General features: G+C 70.8%; 23 protein-coding genes. 14 read left to right on the forward strand and 9 right to left on the reverse strand.

Features of this window, described 5'->3' with window-relative positions:
* Nucleotides 1-109 precede the first annotated feature (109 nt).
* The 7 genes from AC5P09_RS29730 (at nt 110) to AC5P09_RS29760 (ending at nt 7,207) form a co-directional block, all read left to right on the forward strand.
* On the forward strand, nt 110-1,426 hold the full coding sequence (locus AC5P09_RS29730) for an ABC transporter substrate-binding protein (RefSeq protein WP_493876826.1): 1,317 nt from the start codon (nt 110-112) through the stop codon (nt 1,424-1,426).
* A 5-nt stretch (nt 1,427-1,431) separates the two neighbouring features.
* Entirely contained in the window at nt 1,432-2,427 is a 996-nt protein-coding gene (locus AC5P09_RS29735; RefSeq protein ID WP_493876827.1) for a carbohydrate ABC transporter permease, read from the forward strand.
* Between the two features lie 25 nt (nt 2,428-2,452).
* Nucleotides 2,453-3,292, forward strand: coding sequence for a carbohydrate ABC transporter permease (locus tag AC5P09_RS29740; RefSeq protein WP_493876862.1), 840 nt, complete (start codon nt 2,453-2,455; stop codon nt 3,290-3,292).
* Between the two features lie 29 nt (nt 3,293-3,321).
* Nucleotides 3,322-4,680 carry a GH1 family beta-glucosidase gene (locus AC5P09_RS29745; protein ID WP_493876863.1) on the forward strand — a complete coding sequence of 453 codons (1,359 nt, stop codon included), beginning with the start codon at nt 3,322-3,324 and terminating at the stop codon, nt 4,678-4,680.
* A 169-nt stretch (nt 4,681-4,849) separates the two neighbouring features.
* Nucleotides 4,850-6,154, forward strand: coding sequence for a condensation domain-containing protein (locus tag AC5P09_RS29750; RefSeq protein ID WP_493876828.1), 1,305 nt, complete (start codon nt 4,850-4,852; stop codon nt 6,152-6,154).
* Between the two features lie 151 nt (nt 6,155-6,305).
* Nucleotides 6,306-6,488: a hypothetical protein gene (locus AC5P09_RS29755; protein WP_493876829.1), complete on the forward strand. Its 183-nt coding sequence runs from the start codon at nt 6,306-6,308 to the stop codon at nt 6,486-6,488.
* A gap of 50 nt (nt 6,489-6,538) precedes the next feature.
* Entirely contained in the window at nt 6,539-7,207 is a 669-nt protein-coding gene (locus AC5P09_RS29760) for a LysE family translocator (RefSeq protein ID WP_493876830.1), read from the forward strand.
* A gap of 24 nt (nt 7,208-7,231) precedes the next feature.
* Here AC5P09_RS29760 and AC5P09_RS29765 read toward each other — a convergent pair whose 3' ends face one another.
* The 3 genes from AC5P09_RS29765 to AC5P09_RS29775 form a co-directional block, all read right to left on the reverse strand.
* Complete coding sequence (locus AC5P09_RS29765) at nt 7,232-8,644, reverse strand: HAMP domain-containing sensor histidine kinase (protein WP_493876831.1); 1,413 nt, start codon at nt 8,642-8,644, stop codon at nt 7,232-7,234.
* 3 nt (nt 8,645-8,647) lie between these two features.
* Nucleotides 8,648-9,355 carry a response regulator transcription factor gene (locus tag AC5P09_RS29770; RefSeq protein WP_493876864.1) on the reverse strand — a complete coding sequence of 236 codons (708 nt, stop codon included), beginning with the start codon at nt 9,353-9,355 and terminating at the stop codon, nt 8,648-8,650.
* A gap of 150 nt (nt 9,356-9,505) precedes the next feature.
* On the reverse strand, nt 9,506-10,066 hold the full coding sequence (locus AC5P09_RS29775; RefSeq protein ID WP_493876832.1) for a TetR/AcrR family transcriptional regulator: 561 nt from the start codon (nt 10,064-10,066) through the stop codon (nt 9,506-9,508).
* On the opposite strand from AC5P09_RS29775, the gene AC5P09_RS29780 reads away from it, so the two are divergent.
* A complete protein-coding gene (locus AC5P09_RS29780; protein WP_493876833.1) occupies nt 10,042-10,635 on the forward strand; it encodes an aldo/keto reductase in 594 nt (197 codons plus the stop codon). The two genes, AC5P09_RS29775 and AC5P09_RS29780, sit on opposite strands and share 25 nt — an antisense overlap.
* A gap of 602 nt (nt 10,636-11,237) precedes the next feature.
* Here the strand turns inward: AC5P09_RS29780 and AC5P09_RS29785 are convergent.
* Together AC5P09_RS29785 and AC5P09_RS29790 are read right to left on the reverse strand one after the other, a co-directional pair.
* On the reverse strand, nt 11,238-11,825 hold the full coding sequence (locus AC5P09_RS29785) for an FMN reductase (protein WP_493876834.1): 588 nt from the start codon (nt 11,823-11,825) through the stop codon (nt 11,238-11,240).
* Nucleotides 11,822-12,913 carry an LLM class flavin-dependent oxidoreductase gene (locus tag AC5P09_RS29790; RefSeq protein WP_493876835.1) on the reverse strand — a complete coding sequence of 364 codons (1,092 nt, stop codon included), beginning with the start codon at nt 12,911-12,913 and terminating at the stop codon, nt 11,822-11,824. The genes AC5P09_RS29785 and AC5P09_RS29790 overlap by 4 nt, the downstream gene beginning before the upstream one ends.
* A 144-nt stretch (nt 12,914-13,057) precedes the next feature.
* Between AC5P09_RS29790 and AC5P09_RS29795 the strand changes: the two genes are divergently transcribed.
* Together AC5P09_RS29795 and AC5P09_RS29800 are read left to right on the forward strand one after the other, a co-directional pair.
* A complete protein-coding gene (locus tag AC5P09_RS29795; RefSeq protein ID WP_493876836.1) occupies nt 13,058-13,861 on the forward strand; it encodes a DUF6597 domain-containing transcriptional factor in 804 nt (267 codons plus the stop codon).
* Between the two features lie 116 nt (nt 13,862-13,977).
* Nucleotides 13,978-14,325, forward strand: coding sequence for a DoxX family protein (locus tag AC5P09_RS29800; RefSeq protein WP_493876865.1), 348 nt, complete (start codon nt 13,978-13,980; stop codon nt 14,323-14,325).
* A gap of 15 nt (nt 14,326-14,340) precedes the next feature.
* Here AC5P09_RS29800 and AC5P09_RS29805 read toward each other — a convergent pair whose 3' ends face one another.
* Nucleotides 14,341-15,237 (reverse strand): NADP-dependent oxidoreductase, encoded by an 897-nt coding sequence (locus AC5P09_RS29805; RefSeq protein WP_493876837.1) that lies wholly within the window; start codon nt 15,235-15,237, stop codon nt 14,341-14,343.
* A 126-nt stretch (nt 15,238-15,363) separates the two neighbouring features.
* On the opposite strand from AC5P09_RS29805, the gene AC5P09_RS29810 reads away from it, so the two are divergent.
* Nucleotides 15,364-15,774 carry a winged helix-turn-helix transcriptional regulator gene (locus AC5P09_RS29810; protein WP_493876838.1) on the forward strand — a complete coding sequence of 137 codons (411 nt, stop codon included), beginning with the start codon at nt 15,364-15,366 and terminating at the stop codon, nt 15,772-15,774.
* A 62-nt stretch (nt 15,775-15,836) separates the two neighbouring features.
* Here AC5P09_RS29810 and AC5P09_RS29815 read toward each other — a convergent pair whose 3' ends face one another.
* The gene (locus AC5P09_RS29815; RefSeq protein ID WP_493876839.1) at nt 15,837-16,751 is read right to left on the reverse strand and encodes a ScbA/BarX family gamma-butyrolactone biosynthesis protein; all 915 of its coding nucleotides are present in this window, start codon (nt 16,749-16,751) and stop codon (nt 15,837-15,839) included.
* A gap of 134 nt (nt 16,752-16,885) precedes the next feature.
* On the opposite strand from AC5P09_RS29815, the gene AC5P09_RS29820 reads away from it, so the two are divergent.
* From AC5P09_RS29820 to AC5P09_RS29830, 3 genes are all read left to right on the forward strand, one after another.
* Nucleotides 16,886-17,512, forward strand: a complete 627-nt coding sequence (locus AC5P09_RS29820; protein ID WP_493876840.1) for a ScbR family autoregulator-binding transcription factor — start codon at nt 16,886-16,888, stop codon at nt 17,510-17,512.
* Nucleotides 17,513-17,806: 294 nt separating this feature from the next.
* Nucleotides 17,807-19,153 carry a sugar nucleotide-binding protein gene (locus AC5P09_RS29825; RefSeq protein WP_493876841.1) on the forward strand — a complete coding sequence of 449 codons (1,347 nt, stop codon included), beginning with the start codon at nt 17,807-17,809 and terminating at the stop codon, nt 19,151-19,153.
* A complete protein-coding gene (locus AC5P09_RS29830; protein WP_493876842.1) occupies nt 19,150-19,401 on the forward strand; it encodes an acyltransferase family protein in 252 nt (83 codons plus the stop codon). Before AC5P09_RS29825 ends, AC5P09_RS29830 begins: the two co-directional genes overlap by 4 nt.
* Here the strand turns inward: AC5P09_RS29830 and AC5P09_RS29835 are convergent.
* Both AC5P09_RS29835 and AC5P09_RS29840 read right to left on the reverse strand, forming a co-directional pair.
* Nucleotides 19,368-19,781 carry a MarR family winged helix-turn-helix transcriptional regulator gene (locus tag AC5P09_RS29835; protein ID WP_493876866.1) on the reverse strand — a complete coding sequence of 138 codons (414 nt, stop codon included), beginning with the start codon at nt 19,779-19,781 and terminating at the stop codon, nt 19,368-19,370. The genes AC5P09_RS29830 and AC5P09_RS29835 overlap by 34 nt on opposite strands.
* 205 nt (nt 19,782-19,986) lie before the next feature.
* Complete coding sequence (locus AC5P09_RS29840) at nt 19,987-20,475, reverse strand: hypothetical protein (RefSeq protein ID WP_493876843.1); 489 nt, start codon at nt 20,473-20,475, stop codon at nt 19,987-19,989.
* Between the last annotated feature and the right edge of the window lie 129 nt (nt 20,476-20,604).

Below are 20,604 nucleotides of genomic sequence, written 5' to 3' on the forward strand. Positions count from 1 at the left end.
GCGAGCTCTTGACGCGACTTTGTTCAACCTCTTAAATCACATCGTAAATTAAGCCCTGGATGTTGGGAAGTGAACCCGCCCGGGGCCCCCTGGAAGGGACGCCAGAGCCATGCGTAGAACCCGAGCCGCGGCCGCCGGTGCGGTCACTGTTTCCCTGCTCACCGCCGTGACCGCCTGTGGCGGCGGCTCGTCGACGGGCGGCGGGTCCAACGACTCGCCGAAGACCCTGACCTACTGGGCCTCCAACCAGGGCGCCAGCGTCGAGGTCGACAAGAAGGTCCTCCAGCCGGAGCTCGACAAGTTCGAGAAGCAGACCGGCATCAAGGTGAAGGTGGAGGTCGTGCCCTGGTCGGACCTGCTCAACCGGATCCTCACCGCGACCACCTCCGGCCAGGGCCCGGACGTCCTGAACATCGGCAACACCTGGAGCGCCTCGCTGCAGGCCACCGGAGGTCTGCTGCCCTGGGACGCGAAGAACTTCGCCGCGATCGGCGGCAAGGACCGCTTCGTCGACTCCGCGCTCGGCTCGACCGGCGCGCAGGGCCAGGACCCGGCCGCCGTCCCGCTGTACTCGATGTCGTACGCGCTCTACTACAACAAGAAGATGTTCGCCGACGCCGGCATAGCCAAGCCGCCGGCGACCTGGGACGAGCTGATCGCCGACGGCAAGAAGCTGTCCAAGGACGGCAAGTGGGGCCTGGGCATCGAGGGCTCGAACCCCTCGGAGAACGTCCACCACGCCTTCGTCTTCGCCAAGCAGCACGGCGCGGAGTTCTTCACCGCCGACGGCAAGCCCGACTTCACCAACGACGGCGCGGTCGCCGGGGTCAAGCAGTACGTCGACCTCATGGCCAAGGACAAGATCGCCGCACCGGGCAACGCCGAGTACGCCCAGAACCAGTCGGTCAGCGACTTCGCCAAGGGCAAGACGGCGATGCTGCTGTGGCAGGGCGTGTCCGCCAACCTCAAGTCGCAGGGGATGAGCGAGGACGCCTACGGTGTCGCCCCGGTCCCCGTGCAGTCCGGCACCCCCGGGACCGGCAAGCAGGTCAACTCCATCGTCGCCGGCATCAACCTCGCCGTGTTCAAGAACACCGACAACCTCGACGGTGCCAAGAAGTTCGTGAAGTTCATGACCAGCGACGAGGAGCAGAAGGTCCTGAACACCGCGTACGACTCCATCCCGCCGGTGAAGGCCGCCCAGTCGGACGCCGCCTTCAGCGCCGGGGCCACGGCCGTCCTCAAGGACACCCTCGCCAAGAGCGCCGCCGCGATGCCGCAGGTCGCCGACGAGTCCCAGTTCGAGACGGCCGTCGGTACCGCCGTCAAGGAGCTGCTCGCCGACGCGGCCGCCGGACGCCCGGTCACCACCGGCTCGGTGAAGGCGGCGCTGGAGAAGGCCCAGCAGCAGATGCCGGCGAAGTGAGGACGATGACGACCACTGCTTCCGCAGAGGCTGCCGTGCACAAGAGCCCTTCCGGGGCGGCGGAGCAAACGCCCCGCTTCCGCCGCCCCGGGAGGATCCGCCGCATCGGGCTGCCGTATCTGCTGCTCCTGCCCGCCCTGCTCCTCGAGCTCCTCGTCCACCTGGTGCCGATGGTGATCGGCATCGTGATGAGCTTCAAGGAGCTCACGCAGTTCTACATCCGTGACTGGGGCACGGCGCCCTGGTCGGGCCTGTCCAACTACAAGGTGTCGGTGGACTTCGACGCCCCCGTCGGCGAGGCCCTCCTCCACTCCTTCTTCGTCACCATCGCCTTCACTCTTCTGTCGGTCGGCCTCTGCTGGCTGATCGGCACGGCGGCGGCGATCTACATGCAGGACACCTTCCGAGGCCGCGGCCTGCTGCGGGCACTCTTCCTGGTGCCGTACGCACTTCCGGTCTACGCGGCCGTCATCACCTGGGTGTTCATGTTCCAGCACGACAACGGCCTGGTGAACCACGTTCTGCACGACCAGCTCGGTCTCACCGACAAGCCGTCCTTCTGGCTGATCGGCGACAACAGCTTCTGGGCGCTGCTGATCGTGTCCGTGTGGAAGGGCTGGCCGTTCGCCTTCCTCATCGTCATGGCGGGGCTGCAGAACATCCCCGGGGAGCTGTACGAGGCAGCCGCGCTGGACGGTGCCGGGATGTTGCAGCAGGTCCGCCGGATCACCCTGCCGTCCCTGCGCCCGGTCAACCAGGTGCTGGTGCTGGTGCTGTTCCTGTGGACGTTCAACGATTTCAACACGCCGTTCGTCCTGTTCGGCAAGTCGGCTCCGGAGGCCGCCGACCTCATCTCGGTCCACATCTACCAGGCGTCGTTCGTCACCTGGAACTTCGGCACCGGCTCCGCCATGTCCGTTTTGCTGCTGCTCTTCCTGCTCGTGCTGACGGGCTTCTACCTCCTGCTGACCTCCCGAGGAAGGAAGCCGGCCGATGTCTAGCACCTCCCAGGCGCACCGCTCGCCGATGGCTCCGCCCCGGTCCTACTTCTGGTCACGGCGGATCTTCCTGACCCTGCTCGCCAGTTTCGTCCTGGTACCGGTCTACGTGATGGTCTCCAGCTCACTGAAGCCCCTGGCCGACGTCTCGGGAGAGTTCCGCTGGCTGCCGAGCAGCGTGACCATCCGCCCGTACATCGACATCTGGTCGACGATCCCGCTCGCGCGCTACTTCCTGAACTCGCTGATCGTGGCGGGCGCGGCGACGGTCTGCTCGGTGGTGATCGCGGTGTTCGCCGCCTACGCGGTGAGCCGCTACGAGTTCCGGGGCAAGCGCGTCTTCACGGTCACCGTGCTGTCCACGCAGATGTTCCCCGGCATCCTCTTCCTGCTCCCGCTGTTCCTCATCTACGTCAACATCGGCAACGCCACCGGCATCGCCCTGTTCGGCTCACGCGGCGGACTGATCCTTACGTATCTGACCTTCTCGCTGCCGTTCTCGATCTGGATGCTCATCGGCTACTTCGACTCGGTGCCGCGCGAGCTGGACGAAGCCGCGCTGGTGGACGGCTGCGGCCCGCTCGGCGCGCTGTTCAGGGTCGTCGTCCCGGCCGCGATCCCCGGCATCATCGCGGTCGCCGTCTACGCCTTCATGACCGCCTGGGGCGAAGTGCTGTTCGCGTCCGTGATGACCAACGACAGTACGCGCACACTCGCAGTGGGCCTCCAGGGCTACTCCACGCTCAACAACGTCTACTGGAACCAGATCATGGCCGCGTCGCTGGTGGTCAGCGTGCCCGTGGTCGCCGGGTTCCTGCTCCTGCAGCGCTACCTCGTCGCCGGGCTCACCGCAGGAGCCGTCAAATGACCAACTCGCCTGTCCCCGAAGGGAATTTTGTGACCATCGACCTTGCCGCACTCCCCGACGACTTCCTGTGGGGCACGGCCACGTCGGCCTACCAGATCGAGGGAGCCGTGGCAGAGGACGGCCGCTCCCCCTCCATCTGGGACACGTTCTCGCACACCCCCGGCAAGACCGACAACGGCGACCACGGGGACACCGCCTGCGACCACTACCACCGCTGGCGCGACGACATCACGCTGATGCGCCAACTGGGCGCGAACGCCTACCGGTTGTCGATCGCCTGGCCGCGAGTGGTGCCCGGCGGCGACGGCCCGGTCAACGCCAAGGGGCTCGACTACTACGACGCGTTGATCGACGGACTGCTGGAGGCGGGCATCACCCCGTCCGTCACCCTGTACCACTGGGACCTGCCGCAGGTGCTCCAGGACCGGGGCGGCTGGCCGGTCCGCGACACGGCACACCACCTCGCCTCGTACGCGGCGGTCGTCGCCGAGCGTCTCGGCGACCGTGTCCACCACTGGACCACCCTCAACGAGCCCCTCTGCTCGGCCTGGATCGGCCACCTGGAAGGCAAGATGGCCCCCGGGCTGACCGACCTCACGGCCGCCGTCCGCGCCTCCTACCATCTCCTCCTCGGTCACGGCCTCGCCACGCAGGCGATCCGCGCGGCGGCGCCGGACGCCCAGGTCGGCATCGTCAACAACCTCTCCACGATCCACGCCGCCACCGGCCGCCCCGAGGACATCGCCGCCGCCCGCCGCATGGACGGGCACACCAACCGCTGGTGGCTTGACCCGGTCCACGGCCGCGGCTTCCCCGAGGACATGCGCGAGGTCTACGGCGTCGACCTTCCCGAACATCCAGGCGACTCGGAGACCATCGCACAGCCCCTGGACTGGCTGGGCCTCAACTACTACATGCCGTTCACCGTCGCCGACGACCGCACCGGGCCGGCCCCACGGGCCCGCACGGTCCCCCGCCCCGGCGTGCCCCGCACCGGCATGGACTGGGAGATCGACGCCTCCGGCATCGAGACACTCCTGCTCCGCCTGACGCGCGAGTACGGCGCCCGCAAGCTGTACGTCACGGAGAACGGCTCCTCCTACCCCGACGTCGTACGCCCCGACGGCACCGTCGACGACCCCGAGCGCACCGAGTACCTGGAGCAGCACCTCGCGGCCTGCACCTCAGCAGCCCGACAGGGTGCCCCGCTCGCCGGCTACTTCGCCTGGTCGCTGCTGGACAACTTCGAGTGGGCGTACGGCTACGACAAGCGCTTCGGGCTGGTGCACGTCGACTACCCGACCCAGAAGCGCACAGTGAAGGGCAGCGGCCACCGGTACGCGGACATCATCCGGGCGTATGCGGAAAGAGGGCGCAGGGCTGCATAGCAGAAGCCCCGGGTCACAAGCCCTTTTCACTGGTGACCCTGGCGACGGGCCCTCCCAGGACCAGCTCGTCGGCCGAACAGGGAGTCCTCCGGTGAGTGGGCCCGAGGGCACATCCAGGGCACATGAGCCTGGGAAACGGCGTTGACCAGTGAGAACTACGGAGAGGGGTTTGGACGATTCCCGCCCTCCCGCGTACGTACAGGAGTCCCACGTTCGAACGACGCGATCGGTACGGCAGGACGGCCTGTTCGTACCGACCTGGCTCGGGGCGGCCTTCGACATCCCGGGACGGATCGATCTCGACGTCCTCCAAGGCGCGTTGCGTACCTGGACACTTCGGCACGAGACGCTGCGCAACGGATTCCGCTGGACCGACGACGAGATGCGACGCTTCACGCTGGACGCCGACACGGTCGTGCTGCACCGCGAGGACATCGGCACCTTCTCCGACGCGGCGGTGCTGACCCGCTATCTGCAGGACCGTTTCGACGTCGCGGCGGACGCGCTCACCTGGCCGAACTTCATTTTCACCACGGTCGTCAGGGACGACGGCACGAGTGTGTACATGGCGTTCGACCACAGCAACGTCGACTCGTACTCGCTGCAGCGCATCCCCGGCGAGATCCACGACCTCTACGCGGCCGGGCTCCAGGGCCGCACCGCCGACACGGCACCGGTCACCAGCTACGTCGACTTCTGCGCGTCCGAGCGCACGCGTGCCGACGGGATCGACGACTCGCACGCGACGGTCACCCGCTGGCGGGAGTTCATCTCCCGATGCGACGGGAGGCTGCCGAACTTCCCCGTCGACCTCGGCCTCGACCCCGAAGGGCCGCTGCCCGCCCAGAAGCTCATGCACGAGATGCTGGTCGACGACGCGGAAGCGGCAGCCTTCGAGGCGTACTGCCGCCCGTACGGCGGAAGTCTGGTCGGCATCCTCGCCGCCACCGCCCTCGTCGTCCGCGAGATCGGCGGCCAGCAAGTCTACCGCACCGTCGTGCCGTTCCACACCAGGGCGAAATCCCAGTGGTCGGACTCGGTGGGCTGGTACGTGGGCGGCGCGCCGATCGAGGTTCCCGTGGCACGGGCGGCGGATTTCGACAGCGCGCTGGCGATGGTCCGCACCGCGCTGCGGGAGAACCGGTCACTGGCCCGGATGCCCATCGCCCGCGTGCTCGGGTTGCTGGGCTCCGACTTCCGGCCCACGTCTCCGGACCTGTACTCGATCGTCTCGTACGTCGACACGCGCGGCACTCCGGGGTCGGAGCGGTGGCAGGACCTGAAGGCCTCCGGGCTGATGCGGATTTCGTACGGCGACCAGGTGTGCGTGTGGATGAACAGGCTCCACGAGGGCTTGCAGTTCGCCAGCCGCTATCCCGACAACGACGTCGCGTACAAGAACATGCGGCTGTACGTCGAGGGGCTGCGGGACCTCATGGTTTCGGTGGCCCGGGACTCGGCCGTGCGCGTCTAGGACGGGGCCGTAGGTGGAGCGGGCTACACCCCCGACCGGGGAGAACGCTCTCTCGTGATGGCAGGCCGATGACGGGATCGTTGATCTCACAAGGTCAACGGCTCCCGTCGGGGAGATCCACAGATCCACCTCTCCCCGAAAGGCACCTGCCATGAAGGCGATGCTCTCCTCCCGCCCCGTCCTGTGGTTCCTGTTCCTCTTCAACCTCACCGTCGCCCTGGCCGCCCCCCTCATCGACGACAGCGCGAAGGGCATCGCGACCAGCATCGGCATGGCGGTCGTCTCCCTGGGCGCCGGGTCAGCCCTGTACAAGGGCCGCGGCCGGCGCGCCTGACCGCGCAAACCCCACGTCCGCGATCGCCCCGCGCGGGTACCCGTACGGTCGTGATCACTGAGGTGGAGTGGGGGACGTTCGCCCCGTCGGCGCTGCTGCTGGCGGCCACGCCCGGGGCGAATCAGTTACTGGCCCTGCGCAACGGGCTGCGGCACGGACTGGCCCCCGCCGTCAGCGCGTCCCTCGGCCGCTTCGCGGCGTTCGCGCTGATGGTGATCGCGGTCGCGGCGGGGCTCGGAGCGGTACTCACGGAGTCCGCGGTGGCGTTCAACGTCATCAAGTGGTGCGGCGTGGCCTACCTGGGGTGGCTGGGAGCGCGAACGGTGCTGGCGGCCGTACGCGGGAAGGCGTCGCGGGCCGCAGCCGACGGCGAGCCTGCCGACGAGGGCCTGAACGGCGTCAGGTCGCCGTGGCGGCTCGCGTGGCAGGAGTTCCTCGTGGCGGCCTCGAACCCGAAGGCGCTGATTCTGTTCACCGTGTTCCTGCCGCAGTTCCTGCCGCAGTTCCTGCCGCGCGACGCCGACCGCGTCGCCGTCCCGCTGCTGGCCCTCGGCGCCGCGTACATCGGCGTCGAGTTCTGCTGCGCCTGTGGTTACGCGGCTCTGGGCAGCCGTCTGCAGAGCATGGGAATCACTCGGCGCGCCCGCCGGTGGCTGGACGCGCTGACGGGTGCGGCCATGCTGGGTCTGGCCGGGGGGCTGGCCACGGAGAACCGTTGAAGGGGCGGGCAACCCCTGCCTGCCTCAAGCCCCGCCCACCGTGAACCCGATCACCGTCCCGCCGCCCTCCCGCCGCACGGCGAACGGCGCGCCCCCGTGCGCGAGGGCCACCTCCCGCACGATGGACAGGCCGAGGCCCGAGCCCGGCAGGGAGCGCGCGTCGGCGGCGCGGTAGAAGCGGTCGAAGATGCGGACCAGGTCGGCGTCGGCGATGCCGGGGCCGCGGTCGAGGACCTCGACGCGGACGGTGCCCGGGCGGGCCGGACCGCTGACCTTGATCTCAATGGGGCCCCTACCGTCGCGGTCGAACTTGGCCGCGTTCTCGACGAGGTTGGAGAAGGCGCGCTGAAGCATCGCCGGGCGGCCGTCGGTCGTCGTGTCACCGCTCGCCCGGACGACGATCTCCCGCCCGGTACGGCGGCGCGCGAGCCCGGCGACGTCCTCGGCGATGTCGGCGAGGTCGACCCGCTGGGGCGGCTCGGTGTCGGACTGCCCGGCCGCGAGGTCGACCAGCTCGTTGACGAGGTCGGTGAGTTCGCGGGCCTCCTGGCCGAGGTCGGCGACCAGTTCGGCCCGGGTGTCGGGAGGCAGCTCGTCAATCCTGCGCAGCAACGAGATGTTCGTCCGCAGGGAGGTCAGCGGCGTACGGAGTTCATGCCCCGCGTCCTGGACCAGCCGCCGCTGGTCCTCCTCGGACTGGGCGAGCCGCCCGAGCATGCGGTCGAAGGCGCGGCCGAGGCGGCCGACCTCGTCGTAGCCGGCGACGGGCACCTGGATGCCGAGGCGTCGGGTACGGGCGACGTCCTCGGCGGCGGAGGTGAGGATCACCAGCCGGCGGGTGATGCGCCGGGCCAGCCACCAGCCGAAGAGCCCGGCCGCGGTCACGACCGCGGCCATGAGGCCGAGCGTCCGCTGCTGCAGGGCCCGCAGCAGGTCCTCGGTGTCGCTGAACTCCTGCGCGACCTGCACCGCGCCCCGCCCGTCGCCGAGGGCGACGGTCGCGACCCGGTAGACGTCGTCACCGACGTCGACGTCCTTGTGCTCGACCATCGTCCCGGCGGTGGCGTCGGCCGCGATCCGCCGGTCGCCGGCGACGACCGGCAGCCCCGGCCGGCCGGGGTCGACGACGCCGCCGTCCGGCCCGAGCACCTGCACATCCGTGCGGGCGGGCCGGACGAGGTCGTGGCCGGGCTCGGAGGAGGAGAAGTCGCCGGGTGTCATCCGGTGCGTGCGCACCTCGTCCCGCAGGTCCTGCACGACCTGGTCGAACACGGATTCCTGGTCGACCCGGACCAGCCGGGCGGCGGCGTTGTAGGAGAGCACGCCGACGAGGAGGGTGACGGCGGCGGTCACGGCCGCGAAGGACACCGCGAAGGTGGTCCGCAGGGACAGGAGCCGGGGCCGCCGTCTCACCAGCAGCCGCCCGAGGCGGCCCACCCGTCAGTCCTCCCGCAGCACATAACCCACACCGCGGACCGTGTGGATCAGCAGCGGCGCCCCGGGCTCGTCGAGCTTGCGGCGCAGGTAGCCGACGTACACGGCGAGATTCTTGGAGCCCGGCCCGAAGTCGTAGCCCCAGATCCGGTCGTAGATCGTGGAGTGGTCGAGGACGATCCCCGCGTTGCGGACCAGCAGCTCCAGCAGCTCGAACTCGGTGCGGGTCAGCTCCAGCTCCCGCCCCCCGCGCCAGGCCCGCCGCGCCTGTACGTCCATCCGCAGCCCGCCCGCCTCGATCCGCCCCTCGGCGTGCTCGGGCGCCTGCGGCTGCGGCGCCCCGCTCAGCGCGCCGACCGGGCTGGTCCGGCGCAGCAGCGCCCGCAGCCGGGCGAAGACCTCCTCGACGTCGAAGGGCTTGACCACATAGTCGTCGGCGCCCGCGTCCAGCCCGGCGATCCGGTCCTGGGTCTCCACGAGTGCCGTCAGCATCAGGATCGGTGTCCGGTCCCCCTCGGCGCGCAGGACCCGGCAGACCTGCAGTCCGTCGATCCCGGGCATCATCACATCCAGCACGAGCACGTCGGGCGGACTCTTGTGGGCGTGCGCCAGCGCCTCGATCCCGTCGGCGACCGCGGTGACCCGGTAGCCCTCCAGGGTCAGGGCGCGCTCCAGCGCATGGCGGATGGCGCGGTCGTCTTCGGCGAGCAGCACGTTTTGGGGCACGCCCTCAGTGTGCCAAGCCCGCCGACCCGTGCGACGTGATGAGCGGCTCACCGGGCGCCCTTCTTACTGCCCTCTCACCGCCGGGTGCGCAACCGGGGGCGCACCCCTACCGTCCTCTCACTCTCCCCGCCGGGGAGCTCACGGGCGCAGGCCGTCGAGCGCGGCCCGCAGGATCGGCTCGACGTAGTCGGGGGCGCCGTGAATCGTGGCGACGGCGATGATCATGTCGCAGATCTGCTCGAGGGTGAGGTCGTCGCGGACCTCGTGGGCCTGCTGTGCGGCGACGAGGAGCGGCCGGCCGGCGGCCAGTACGCGGCTGCGGCTCTCGCTGAAGACGGCGTCGTCGCTGTCGGAGTGCGTCAGCAGCTCGGTGGCGATGTCGTGCTTGCCGGTGGCGAAGGCGAAGAACCGGTGCAGCCAGGCCGTGAACACCGCTCCCGGCGTCTGGCCGTCGACGGCCTCGGCAGGCGCGCAGACGGCGTCGACCTCGTCGAGGTAGAGGGCTTCCAGGAGCTCTCGGCGGCCGGGGAAGTTGCGGTAGAGCGTCGCCATGCCGACGCCGGCGCGTCGCGAGATCTCGGCCATCGACACCTGGGCGCCGGGCTCGGCGAAGGCGGCGCGGGCCGCCGTGAGGATCTTGTCGCGGTTCCGCTCGGCGTCGGCACGTCTCGACGGTGTGGGCGACTGGTCCGAGGTCATCACGCGTCGTCGAGGCGCAGTGGACCGCCGAGCGCCGCGGCCGCGAACGGTTCCGCACCGAGCAGCCCCCGTACTCCCTCCTGGCCCGCGCCATCGAGTACGACGTGCTGCCGACCTGCCTGCGCCACGGGATGGGCGTGCTGGCCTACAGCCCGCTGGCCGGCGGCTGGCTGACCGGCCGCTACCGCAAGGGCCAGGAGATCGCCGGGCCCGGTTCGACGGCCCGCCGGGTCCGTTTCGCCGACGTCTACGACGCCACGTCCCCGGCGAACGCGGCCAAGCTCGACGCCGCCGACGCCCTCGGGGCGCTCGCCGACGAGGCCGGGATGACGCTCGTCCAGATGGCGATCGCGTTCGTCGTCCGCCACCCGGCGGTCACCTCCGCGATCGTCGGCCCACGCACCATGGACCACCTGGAGTCCTACCTGACCACCGACGGCATCGAACTGTCCGACGACCTCCTCGACCGCATCGACGAGATCGTGCCCCCCGGACACACGGTCAACATCGCCGACAACATGTGGCACACCAGCACGTCCACACTGGACGCCGCCTTCCGCCGCCGCTAGGGCGCTTCTGATGGATCTCCGTGGAGGAAGGAGCGGCGTCCGGTGCGTGCGCTCGGCGTGCGGAGTGAAGGGTCATGTGGCGGAGCCACCTGGCCCTTCACTCCGTGCGGCGAGGGTGCGTGCCGGACGCCGCGACGCCGCGGAGATCCATCAGAAGCGCCCTAGGCCTGTCCGGCGGATCAGGCCGCAGGAAACCGGCGGCGGTGCCTGATCGACGCAGGTGAGGGGGGCATGGTGCGTCGGGCTGCACGGCGGAGGAGGGCGTCTATGCGGAGCTTCGGCAACCGACGACAACACCGCAGATCGGCGCCCGCCGCGGAGCAGCTGATGTCACCGCTGCCCCGCGCCTGCGGCGGGCCGGGCCGGCCAACCCGCCGCCCCGGCCGCACCCGGTCCACCTGACCTCACCGCCCTGCACTCACACCCGCAGCGCGGCCAACTGCTCCTCGAACGGCACGACCACTGCGAAGGCGTCCTTGACGGGCCCGGCCGCGGACAGCCCCGTCATCAACGCCTTCCGCCGCCGCTAGACCGACCCGGCCGGGTGCGGCCAACCCGCCGCCCCGGCCGCACCCGGTCCACCTGACGTCACCGCCCTGCACTCACACCCGCAGCGCGGCCAACTGCTCCTCGAACGGCACGACCTCTGCGAAGGCGTCCTTGACGGGCTTGGCCGCCGACATGCCCGTCATCAGGGCCGCCAGCTCACCCGCAGCCCGCTCGATCCGCCCGTCCAGCCCTTCCGCGCCCCAGTCCTCCGAGGCCGCGTACACCCCGGTCGGGACGACGACGGTCCGCAGGTGGGCGAAGAGCGGACGCAGCGCGTGGTCCAGCACGAGGGAGTGCCGGGCCGTACCGCCGGTCGCGGCGATCAGCACCGGCATGCCCGCCAGCGCGTCCTTGTCGATCACGTCGAAGAACGACTTGAACAGCCCGCTGTACGACGCCGAAAACACCGGCGTGACGACGACCAGCCCGTCCGCCCCCGTCACCGCGTCGATCGCGGCGGACAGCTTCTTCCCCGGGAACCCGCTGGTGAAGTTGTGCGCGATCTCCACGGCGAGGTCGCGCAGCTCCACGACCTGGACCTCGACCGGCAGGTCCCGGCCCACGGCCGCGGCCAGCCGGTCCCCCAGCAGGCGGGTGGACGACGGGACACTCAGCCCGGCCGAGACGACGACGAGCTTCATTCGACGGTCACTCCCTTCGATGCGGCCGCGAGCAGCGACTGGTGGGTCGGCGCCTCCGGCACCCCGGCCGGACGCCTCGCGGCGAACTCCTTGCGCAGCACCGGCACGACCTCCTCGCCGAGCATGTCGAGCTGTTCGAGCACGGTCTTCAGCGGCAGCCCGGCGTGGTCGACCAGGAACAGCTGACGCTGGTAGTCACCGGCGTACTCACGGAAGCTGAGGGTCTTCTCGATGACCTGCTGCGGGGAGCCGACGGTCAGCGGGGTCTGGTCGGTGAAGTCCTCCAGCGACGGCCCGTGCCCGTAGACCGGCGCGACGTCGAAGTACGGCCGGAACTCCCGCACCGCGTCCTGCGAGTTGCGCCGCATGAAGACATGGCCGCCCAGGCCGACGATCGCCTGCTCGGGGGTGCCGTGCCCGTAGTGGGCGTACCGGCTCCGGTAGAGCTCGACCATCCGCTTGGTGTGGTCGGCCGGCCAGAAGATGTTGTTGTGGAAGAAGCCGTCGCCGTAGTAGGCGGCCTGCTCGGCGATCTCGGGGGACCGGATCGAGCCGTGCCAGACGAACGGCGGCACGCCGTCCAGCGGCCGGGGCGTGGACGTGAACCCCTGGAGAGGCGTACGGAACTTCCCCTCCCAGTTCACGACGTCCTCGCGCCACAGCCGGTACAGGAGGGCGTAGTTCTCGATGGCGAGGTTGATGCCCTCGCGGATGTCCTGCCCGAACCACGGATACACCGGGCCGGTGTTGCCGCGCCCCATCATCAGGTCCACCCGGCCGTCCGCGAGGTGCTGGAGCATCGCGAAGTCCTCGGCGATCTTCACCGGGTCGTTGGTGGTGATGAGGGTGGTGGAGGTGGAGAGGATCAGCTTCTCCGTCCGCGCCGCCACGTAGCCGAGCATGGTCGTCGGCGACGACGGCACGAAGGGCGGGTTGTGGTGCTCGCCGGTCGCGAAGACGTCGAGCCCGACCTCCTCGGCCTTCAGCGCGATGGCGACCATGGCCTTGATGCGCTCGCGCTCGCTCGGCGTACGGCCCGTGGTCGGGTCCGGCGTGACGTCGCCGACGCTGAAGATCCCGAACTGCATGGTCGCTCAACCTCCAAAGTTGTTGACCGTTCAACTATAGCCTGACAACGGTCCCGCCCTCCCCCGTATTCCGAGTCCCGCCCTCCCGCCCTCCCGCCCTCCGACTACCCGGCGCCTGTCAGTGCCCCGTCCTACGATCGCTCCATGGCCCCCGTACGCCGTGACACCCGAGGCATCGTCGACGCCGCGGAGCTCTTCACGCACGTGGACTTCCGCCGCGTCGAGCCGGCGGAGCCGCTGCGCCGGTATGTCGAGCAGTACTGGCTGATCGACTGGAACCTCTCCGAGCCGTACGTCTCCCATGTCGTCCCGCATCCGGCGGTCAACATCGTCTTCCAGCGGTTCGAGGGCCAGGACCCCTTCGTCGAGGTGGCGGGCATCCAGCTCGGGCTCTTCGCGCAGAAGCTGGAGGGGCGGGGCCGGGTGTGCGGCATCAAGTTCAGACCGGGCGGCTTCCGCCCCTTCGCCCCGGAGCACCCCGTCACACACTGGACGGGCCACCGGATCCGCTCCCCCGAGATCTTCCCGGACACGGACCCCCTGACGATCCTCTCCCCGGACGACGAGAAGGCCAGGGTCGCCGCCCTCGACACCTTCCTCCTCGCCCTGGACCCGCGGCCCGACCCCCAGGCCGACCTCGCGACCGCCCTGGTCGACCGCATCGGCGCCGACCGCACGATCCGCCGCGTCACCGACTTCGCGCGGTCCGAGGGCATGTCTGTACGACTGCTGCAGCGCCTGTTCGCCGCGTACGTCGGCGTCGGCCCCAAGTGGGTCATCCTGCGCCACCGCATCCACGAGGCCCTGGAACGGGCGGAGACGGAGGCGCCGGTGGACTGGGCGGCACTGGCCGCCGACCTCGGCTACGCCGACCAGGCCCATCTGGTCCGGGACTTCACAGCGACGGTGGGGGTCCCGCCGACGGCGTACGCGCAAGGCGTGCACTGAGGGCCCTCCGCGGCACTTGTCCGCCGCGCAAGAAAGAGACCCCGGCCTGTCACACTCCCGCCCCGCTCCCCGTCAACCCGGTGAACGCGATGAAGCCCACCACCGAGGAGCACCCCATGTCCGTCGCCCACACCGTCGTCACCCTGCTGGCCGCCGCGATGGCCGGCTACTCCGGAGTCGTCGTCCTCACCCGCGCCGAGTGGATCATCAAGGCCCTGACCGACTACCGGGTGCCGAGCTCGTGGTGGCCCTGGCTCGGCGCGGCGAAGGTCGCCGGAGCCGTCGGCCTGCTGGTCGGGTTGTTCGTACCGGTCATCGGCATCGCGGCCGGGACCGGGCTGGTGCTGTACTTCGCCGGGGCGGTCGTCACCGTCGTACGGGCGCGGTGGTACGCGCACATCCCGTTCCCGCTGGTGTACGCCGCCCCGGTGGTCGCGGCCATGACGTTGGGCGCACTGGCCTGACCCGCCGCCCGGTACTCAGGGCACCAGCACCAGCCGCCCCCGCACCCCGCCCTCCGCGAGCCGGGCGTGCGCCTTCGGAGCCTCGTCCAGGGCGTACGTCCCGGCCACCCGGAGAGTCAGGACCCCCTCGTCCACCAGGCCGACCAGCTCGGCGAGCCGGGCCCCGTCGGCACTCACCCCGACGGCCGTCGTCCGCACCCCGCGCACCGGGGCCGGGGCCGCCCCCGGAATGACGCCGACGAAGGCGCCCCCGCCCCGCACCCACTCCAGGGCCGCCTCGCCGAGGATCGCCGCGTCCAGCACGGCGTCGACGCTGCCCGGCTCGACGGCACCGGTGGTGAAGGACGAGGCCCCCAGCGACCGTACGAGCTCCGCGTCCTCCTCGCGGGCCAGCGCGGTCACCGACACCCCTCGGCGCGCGGCAAGTTGGACGGCGTACCCGCCCACCGCGCCCGCGGCCCCCGTCACCAGCAGCGACTGACCCGGCGTCAACTCAAGCAGGTCCAGGGCCTGGACGGCGGTCAGCGCGTTCAGCGGCAGGGTCGCCGCCGCCACCGCGTCCACCGACCTCGGGGCGAGCGCCACCGCATCCGTGTCGACGACCACGTACTCGGCGTGCGAGCCCAGCGGGTTGTCCACGCCGTGGTCGAGCGCCACCACCTCGTCCCCGACACGCCAGTCTCCCCCGGAGTGGGTACCCACCGCGTCCACCGTCCCGGCCACGTCCCAGCCGAGCCCGATCTGCCTGCCCGCGCCGCCGAAGGCCCCCGCCCGCACCCCGGCGTCCACCGGGTTCAGCGCGGCCGCCGCGACCTTGATCCGCACCTGCCGCGCCGCCGGCTCGGGCAGCTCCGTCTCCACGATCCGCACGGCCTCGGGCCCGCCGAACGTCGTCACCACCACAGCTCGCATGTCCGTCAACTCCCCCTACATCACTGACTGCCTCGGTATCTCCTCAGCTGCCGGCAACCCTAGGAAGAGTTACTATCCATCGGGAAGTAGTTACCCAAAGGTGCGTACATACCCCGGAGGTGAGCCATGGCGACTATGACGGCGGCCCAGCGGCGCGAACAGGCCCGCACCGAGTACGACGCGTTCCTCAAGGGATGCCCCACCAACCAGCTCCTGGACCGGCTCAGCGACAAGTGGGTCAGCCTCGTCGTCTCCGCCCTCGCCCCCGGCCCCCAGCGCTACAGCGACCTCGCCCGCAAGCTCGCCGGCGTCAGCCCCAAGATGCTCACGCAGACCCTGCGCGCACTGGAACGCGACGGCATCCTCACCCGCACGGTCACCCCGTCCGTCCCGGTCCGCGTCGACTACGAACTCACCCAACTGGGCCGCAGCCTGAGCCTGTTGCTGCTCGCGGTGAAGGACTGGGCGGAGACGCACATCGAGGAGGTCCGGGAGGCGCGGGAGCAGTACGACGCCGGGGACGCGGCGGCTTCCTAGGACAGGCTCCGGGCCTGCCCCAGCGGGCCTGCCCCAGCGGCCCTGTCGACTCCGGGCCTGTCCTAGCAGGCCTGCGTCCGTACGTCCGCCGTGAACCGCACCTCGTCGTCCTGGCGGGCGACGACCCGGACCGCGTCCGCGTCCCCCTCCACAGGCTGCGCCTCTATCCAGCAGGGGGCGTCGAACTCGCCGTAACGCCGGAAGGCCGTCTCCATGCCCACCGGCAGGACGGGCGCGGGATGCCGTACCGCCTGGGCCGCCTGGCGGGCGGCCTCGATGAGCAGCATCCCGGGGACGTGGTCGACGGCGTGGTCGAAGTACTTGGGGTGCCGGGTGTCGACCCGCAGCTGCCAGCGGTCCGGGCGTTCCGTCGGGGACAGGACGACGTCCTCGGTACGGTCCCGCCCGACCGCCTCCGCCGGGGCGGGCGCCGGTGGCGGTACCGCCGCGGCCATCGCGCGGGCGGTGTCCGTACGGTCGCCACGCAGCCGGTCGTAGACGGCCGGCGCCTGGATGGTGAAGCGCGAGCGGGCCCGGGCACGGACGGCGCCGTCGCGCACCAGGTCGACGTCCATGGTCATGGCGGCCACATGGGTGCGTCTGCGCGCGATGTCGCTGCAGGTCACCCGTAGTTCGGGCAGCGCGGGGCCGGGGCGCAGGGTCTCGGGCGCGAGGTCGAACCCGTACTCCTCCCAGACCAGGTGGTGGCCGTCGGGCACTTCGTATCCGGCGTGGCACAGCAGCGGGAAGAGCTGGCGAATCGTTTCGCTGACCAGCAGGGGCTGGTACGCCCCGGACTCGGCCGTGTAGAAGGGATGGTCGCCGGGCCAGCAGGCGGCGACCCGGAAGGAATCGGGAGCCGTACGGCTCCAGCGGGTCAGCAGCACCTCTGCGGCGTCCGACTTGTGGACGAGCCGCTGGGTCACGGGCCGGCCGGCCACGCTCGGCTGCTGCTGTTCGCACACAACGGTGGTCATGACGGAACCTCCCCCACTCAGAAGGGCTTTGGCGCAGCGCTCGGGTGCCGGCTACGACGCAGAAAAAAATAGAGTACGTTCTGTTTTTTGTCGAAGGGGCGACGTCAGACGACATGAGTGCGAGGAGAGAGCCGATGGCACGGCCCAAGCAGGAACGCGCTGTCCGCACGAAGCAGCTGATCCTTCACGCGGCGGCCGAGGTGTTCGACGAGTGCGGCTACGCGGGCACGAGCATCACCCGCATCCTGGAGCGCGCGGGCTCCACCCAGGGTGCGATGTACTTCCACTTCAAGTCCAAGGAGGACCTGGCACGGGCCGTCATCGTCAACCAGGCCGAGGGGCTGAAGCTGCCCAAGGACCCGGCCGGACTCCAGCAGCTCGTGGACATCACGCTCCACCTCGCCCACGAGCTCCAGCACAACGTCCTACTCAGGGCGGGCGTGCGGCTGGCCGTCGAGCAGGAGGAGTCGGGCCTGAACGAATACTCGGTGTACGAGTGGTGGATCGGCCAGTTCCGCCGGGAACTCGACGTGGCGCGCGAGCGCGGCGAGCTGCTGCCGGAGGTGGACGAGGCGGAGTTCGCGGGCGTCCTGGTGGCGAGCTTCACCGGTACGCAGGTGATGTCCCAGGTGGCGACCCGGCGCGCCGACCCGCCGGAACGGATCGCCTCGCTCTGGCGCTATCTGCTGCCGGGGCTGGCCCCGGGCGAGGTCAGGGAACGGCTGGTGGTGGGCGTGGAGCGGGGGGAGGCGCCGGTATGAAGCCCCTCAGTACCGCCGAGGTCGCTGAGGTCGCTGAGGTCGCTGAGGTCAAGGACACCTTTCCCGGCGCCGCAGGTGGCAGGCCCTCGTGACCGAGGTGACAAAGTACGCCACCCCCGCTCCCCGGTAGTACGGCGGCTCGCAACAGCCCCTTAGGATCGGCGAATTGCGAATCCGTAGGCCGTGCGCGCAGACCGGGACCTGTGCGGGCGGCAGTCGTCCGGAGCCGGGCGACGGCCCCTCCCCCGTCCGGCATGGGCAACCACCCTAAGTCCCGTGAGTCCCGTGAGTCCTGTGAGTCCCGCACCACGCCACATCACCGTCGTCGGCCGCGGCCTGATCGGCTCCGCCCTCACCGCCGCCCTCCGCCGCGACGCGGCGACCGTGCACACGGTCGCCCGCAGCGGCGCCCCTACGGCCCAGCACGAGCCCTGCGACCTGGGTACCCGGCACGGCCGCGACGCCCTGCGCGCAGCCCTGCGCCGCCAACAGCCGGACCGGGTCGTCCTCACCCACGGCCCGAGCGACGCGACCTGGATGGAGAACCACCCTGAGGACGCGGCCGAGGCGCACGCCGGCCTCGCGCGGGCGGTTGCCGAGGAGTTCGGCCCCCGGATCCTGCTGGTCTCGACCGACAACGTCTACCCCGGCACCGACCCCCTGCGCACCCCCGCCGACCCGCCGGCCCCCGCCAACGTCTACGGCCACGTCAAGCTGGCGGCCGAACAGGCCGTACTCGACGCGGGCGGCCACGTCGTGCGGGTCAGCCTCGTCTACGGCGGCTGGTCCCCGTCCGGACAACGCGTCACCTTCGCCGAGCGCTGCCTCGCCGCCGCCCGCGCCGGACAGCCCCTGGCCGCGCCGGAGGACCAGTGGTTCACCCCCGTCCACCTGGACGACGTCACCACCGTCCTGCGGGCGATGTGCGGCCCGGGCGTCGACCGCAGCGCCGTAGAGCCCTTGTCGCACCTCTCCGGCCCCCGCCAGCTCAGCCGCCACGACTTCGCCCTGGCCGCCTACCGCCTGGCGGGCGCCGACGAAGCCCTGGTCACCCCGGTCCCGCGGGCGCGGAGCGAGTGGGCCAGCCGCCCCCGCTACTCCTCCCCTGGTCCAGTCGTGGATCCCCGACTACGACGCCAACTTCAGCGTGAACCCGCCCGGCTGTTCCCGTCCAGCGAGGCCGTCTTCTACCTCTGCTTCCCGCTGCTGTTCGCCCGGGCCCGCCGTATCGCCCCGCACCGCCTCAAGTACTGGACCGCGGCCGTCGTCGCCGCCGTCGTCGCCACGCCCTTCGTGACCACCGCCGTGATCCCCGCCGGCGACGTCTACATGTCCAACGAACCGTCCGTCTCCGGCCTCCACCTCTGGTTCGCGTACGTCTTCCCGCCCACCCGCCTGCTCGACTTCCTGCTCGGCATCCTCGTCGCCCGCGCGGTGCTGCTGGGCCGCTGGCGCGACATCGGCATGGTGTGGTCGGGCCTGCTCCTCGTGGCGAGCTACGCGGTCGCCGAACTCCCGGGTGTGCCCTACCTGCTGGCCCAGCGCGCGGTGTGTGTGGTGCCCTGCGTCCTACTGATCGCGGCCGGCGCGATCAGCAGGACGCCCAGGGCCGTTTCACGATCTTCCGCAACCGGGCGATGACCTGGCTCGGCGAGGTGTCCTTCGCCTTCTACCTGCTGCACTTCGTCGTACTGGCCGAGGGCCGCAAGCTACTCGGCCCGGACCTGAACTCCGTACCGGCCGCGATCGCCGTGCTCGTCGCCGAGTGCGCGGTGGCTGTCCTGCTCGCCTGGGCCCTCTACGAGTGGGTGGAGAAGCCGATCGTCCGCCGCTGGTCCCGCCCCCGCGCAGGCACTCACACCTCGCCCGCCCGCAGCCGGGCCACCTGAGCCGCACTGAACTCCGTCGTACGCCTCATGTGGTCGACGAGCAGCCCGAGTTGGGATTCGTCCAGGTCGTCGAAGAGAGCGGACCAGCCGCCCCCCAGCCGCTCCCACACCCGCCCGAACTCGGCGATCCGATCCGGCACCGTCGCCACCAGCACCCGCCGCCGGTCGGCCGCGTCCCGCTCCCGTACGACGTACCCCGCCCGCTCCAGCCGGTCCACCAGCCGCGTCGCCGACCCGGTCGTCAGCCCGGTCAGCCCGGCGACGCGGCCGGTCGTCACCGGCCCACCCTCCAGCGTGAGCAGGCTCAGACACTGCAGGTCGGTGGGGTGTAGCCCGAGATGGTCGGCGACCGCCTGGTTGAACAGGGCGTACGACGCCATGTAGCGGCGGGAGAAGGTGGACAACTCCTCCAGCAGCCGCTCACGTCCCTGACCGGCTGACACCTCGCCGGCCACCGCCTGACCGGCCCCCGCCCCACCAGCCATCGCCTCGCCGGCCATCATCCCGTCCGCCTCTCCTCTGCGTCGCGCAGAGATCGTACGACGCAGCCACCGAGGTACCTGCGGGGCCGGCGCCGGCGCCTGCTCAGAAGTAGTACTCGTCCCCGGTGTCCAGGACCAGCACCCGCTGCCGGTCGTTGGCCCGGTTGCGGTCCACCACCCCGCCGCTCCACACCGTGTCGACCTCCAGCAGCACCTCCGACGGCGCCCCCCGCAGCCGTACCCCCAGCTCCACCCGCTCCCCCAGCCCGTCCGCGGCCAGCGCCCCCACCCGGCACAGCACCACCCGCAGCCCCGAGCGCGCACACCCGTCGGGCAGCACCTGCCGGAACGCCAGCGGCTCCGACCAGCGCAGCCGCACCGTCGCGTCCGGCACGGCCGACGGCCCGTGATTGCGCGGCGTGAACCGCACGTCGACGACCCCGAAGGCCATCGAGGCGGTCCCGTGATAGGCGAGATCGGCCTCGGGCCCCCCGTCGGCGCCAGCCACCGGAATCGTCCCGCCGCCCACCGCCGCCAGAGCAACCCCCCACACCGCAAGACACCGCAGAACCCGTAGAACCCACACCCGCATGCCACCACTCCTCAATCAGCAGTCAGCAGTCAGCCGTCAGCCGTGGTCAGTACGGGATGTATCCCACGCGCGGCGCACCCCAGGCGCAGCCCATCAGGTGACGCACGACCCCCTACACGCGCATGGAAA

It is taken from the genome of Streptomyces sp. a15 (assembly GCF_059026085.1).

Excerpts from the sequence above, each read along its gene's own strand:
- AC5P09_RS29730 (WP_493876826.1), top strand. The coding sequence starts at position 110 with ATGCGTAGAACCCGAGCCGCGGCCGCCGGTGCGGTCACTGTTTCCCTG.
- AC5P09_RS29735 (WP_493876827.1), top strand. The coding sequence starts at position 1,432 with ATGACGACCACTGCTTCCGCAGAGGCTGCCGTGCACAAGAGCCCTTCC.
- AC5P09_RS29740 (WP_493876862.1), top strand. The coding sequence starts at position 2,453 with ATGGCTCCGCCCCGGTCCTACTTCTGGTCACGGCGGATCTTCCTGACC.
- AC5P09_RS29755 (WP_493876829.1), top strand. The coding sequence starts at position 6,306 with ATGAAGGCGATGCTCTCCTCCCGCCCCGTCCTGTGGTTCCTGTTCCTC.
- AC5P09_RS29775 (WP_493876832.1), bottom strand. The coding sequence starts at position 10,066 with ATGACCTCGGACCAGTCGCCCACACCGTCGAGACGTGCCGACGCCGAG.
- AC5P09_RS29785 (WP_493876834.1), bottom strand. The coding sequence starts at position 11,825 with ATGAAGCTCGTCGTCGTCTCGGCCGGGCTGAGTGTCCCGTCGTCCACC.
- AC5P09_RS29790 (WP_493876835.1), bottom strand. The coding sequence starts at position 12,913 with ATGCAGTTCGGGATCTTCAGCGTCGGCGACGTCACGCCGGACCCGACC.
- AC5P09_RS29795 (WP_493876836.1), top strand. The coding sequence starts at position 13,058 with ATGGCCCCCGTACGCCGTGACACCCGAGGCATCGTCGACGCCGCGGAG.
- AC5P09_RS29800 (WP_493876865.1), top strand. The coding sequence starts at position 13,978 with ATGTCCGTCGCCCACACCGTCGTCACCCTGCTGGCCGCCGCGATGGCC.
- AC5P09_RS29805 (WP_493876837.1), bottom strand. The coding sequence starts at position 15,237 with ATGCGAGCTGTGGTGGTGACGACGTTCGGCGGGCCCGAGGCCGTGCGG.
- AC5P09_RS29810 (WP_493876838.1), top strand. The coding sequence starts at position 15,364 with ATGGCGACTATGACGGCGGCCCAGCGGCGCGAACAGGCCCGCACCGAG.
- AC5P09_RS29815 (WP_493876839.1), bottom strand. The coding sequence starts at position 16,751 with ATGACCACCGTTGTGTGCGAACAGCAGCAGCCGAGCGTGGCCGGCCGG.
- AC5P09_RS29820 (WP_493876840.1), top strand. The coding sequence starts at position 16,886 with ATGGCACGGCCCAAGCAGGAACGCGCTGTCCGCACGAAGCAGCTGATC.
- AC5P09_RS29830 (WP_493876842.1), top strand. The coding sequence starts at position 19,150 with ATGACCTGGCTCGGCGAGGTGTCCTTCGCCTTCTACCTGCTGCACTTC.
- AC5P09_RS29835 (WP_493876866.1), bottom strand. The coding sequence starts at position 19,781 with ATGGCGTCGTACGCCCTGTTCAACCAGGCGGTCGCCGACCATCTCGGG.
- AC5P09_RS29840 (WP_493876843.1), bottom strand. The coding sequence starts at position 20,475 with ATGCGGGTGTGGGTTCTACGGGTTCTGCGGTGTCTTGCGGTGTGGGGG.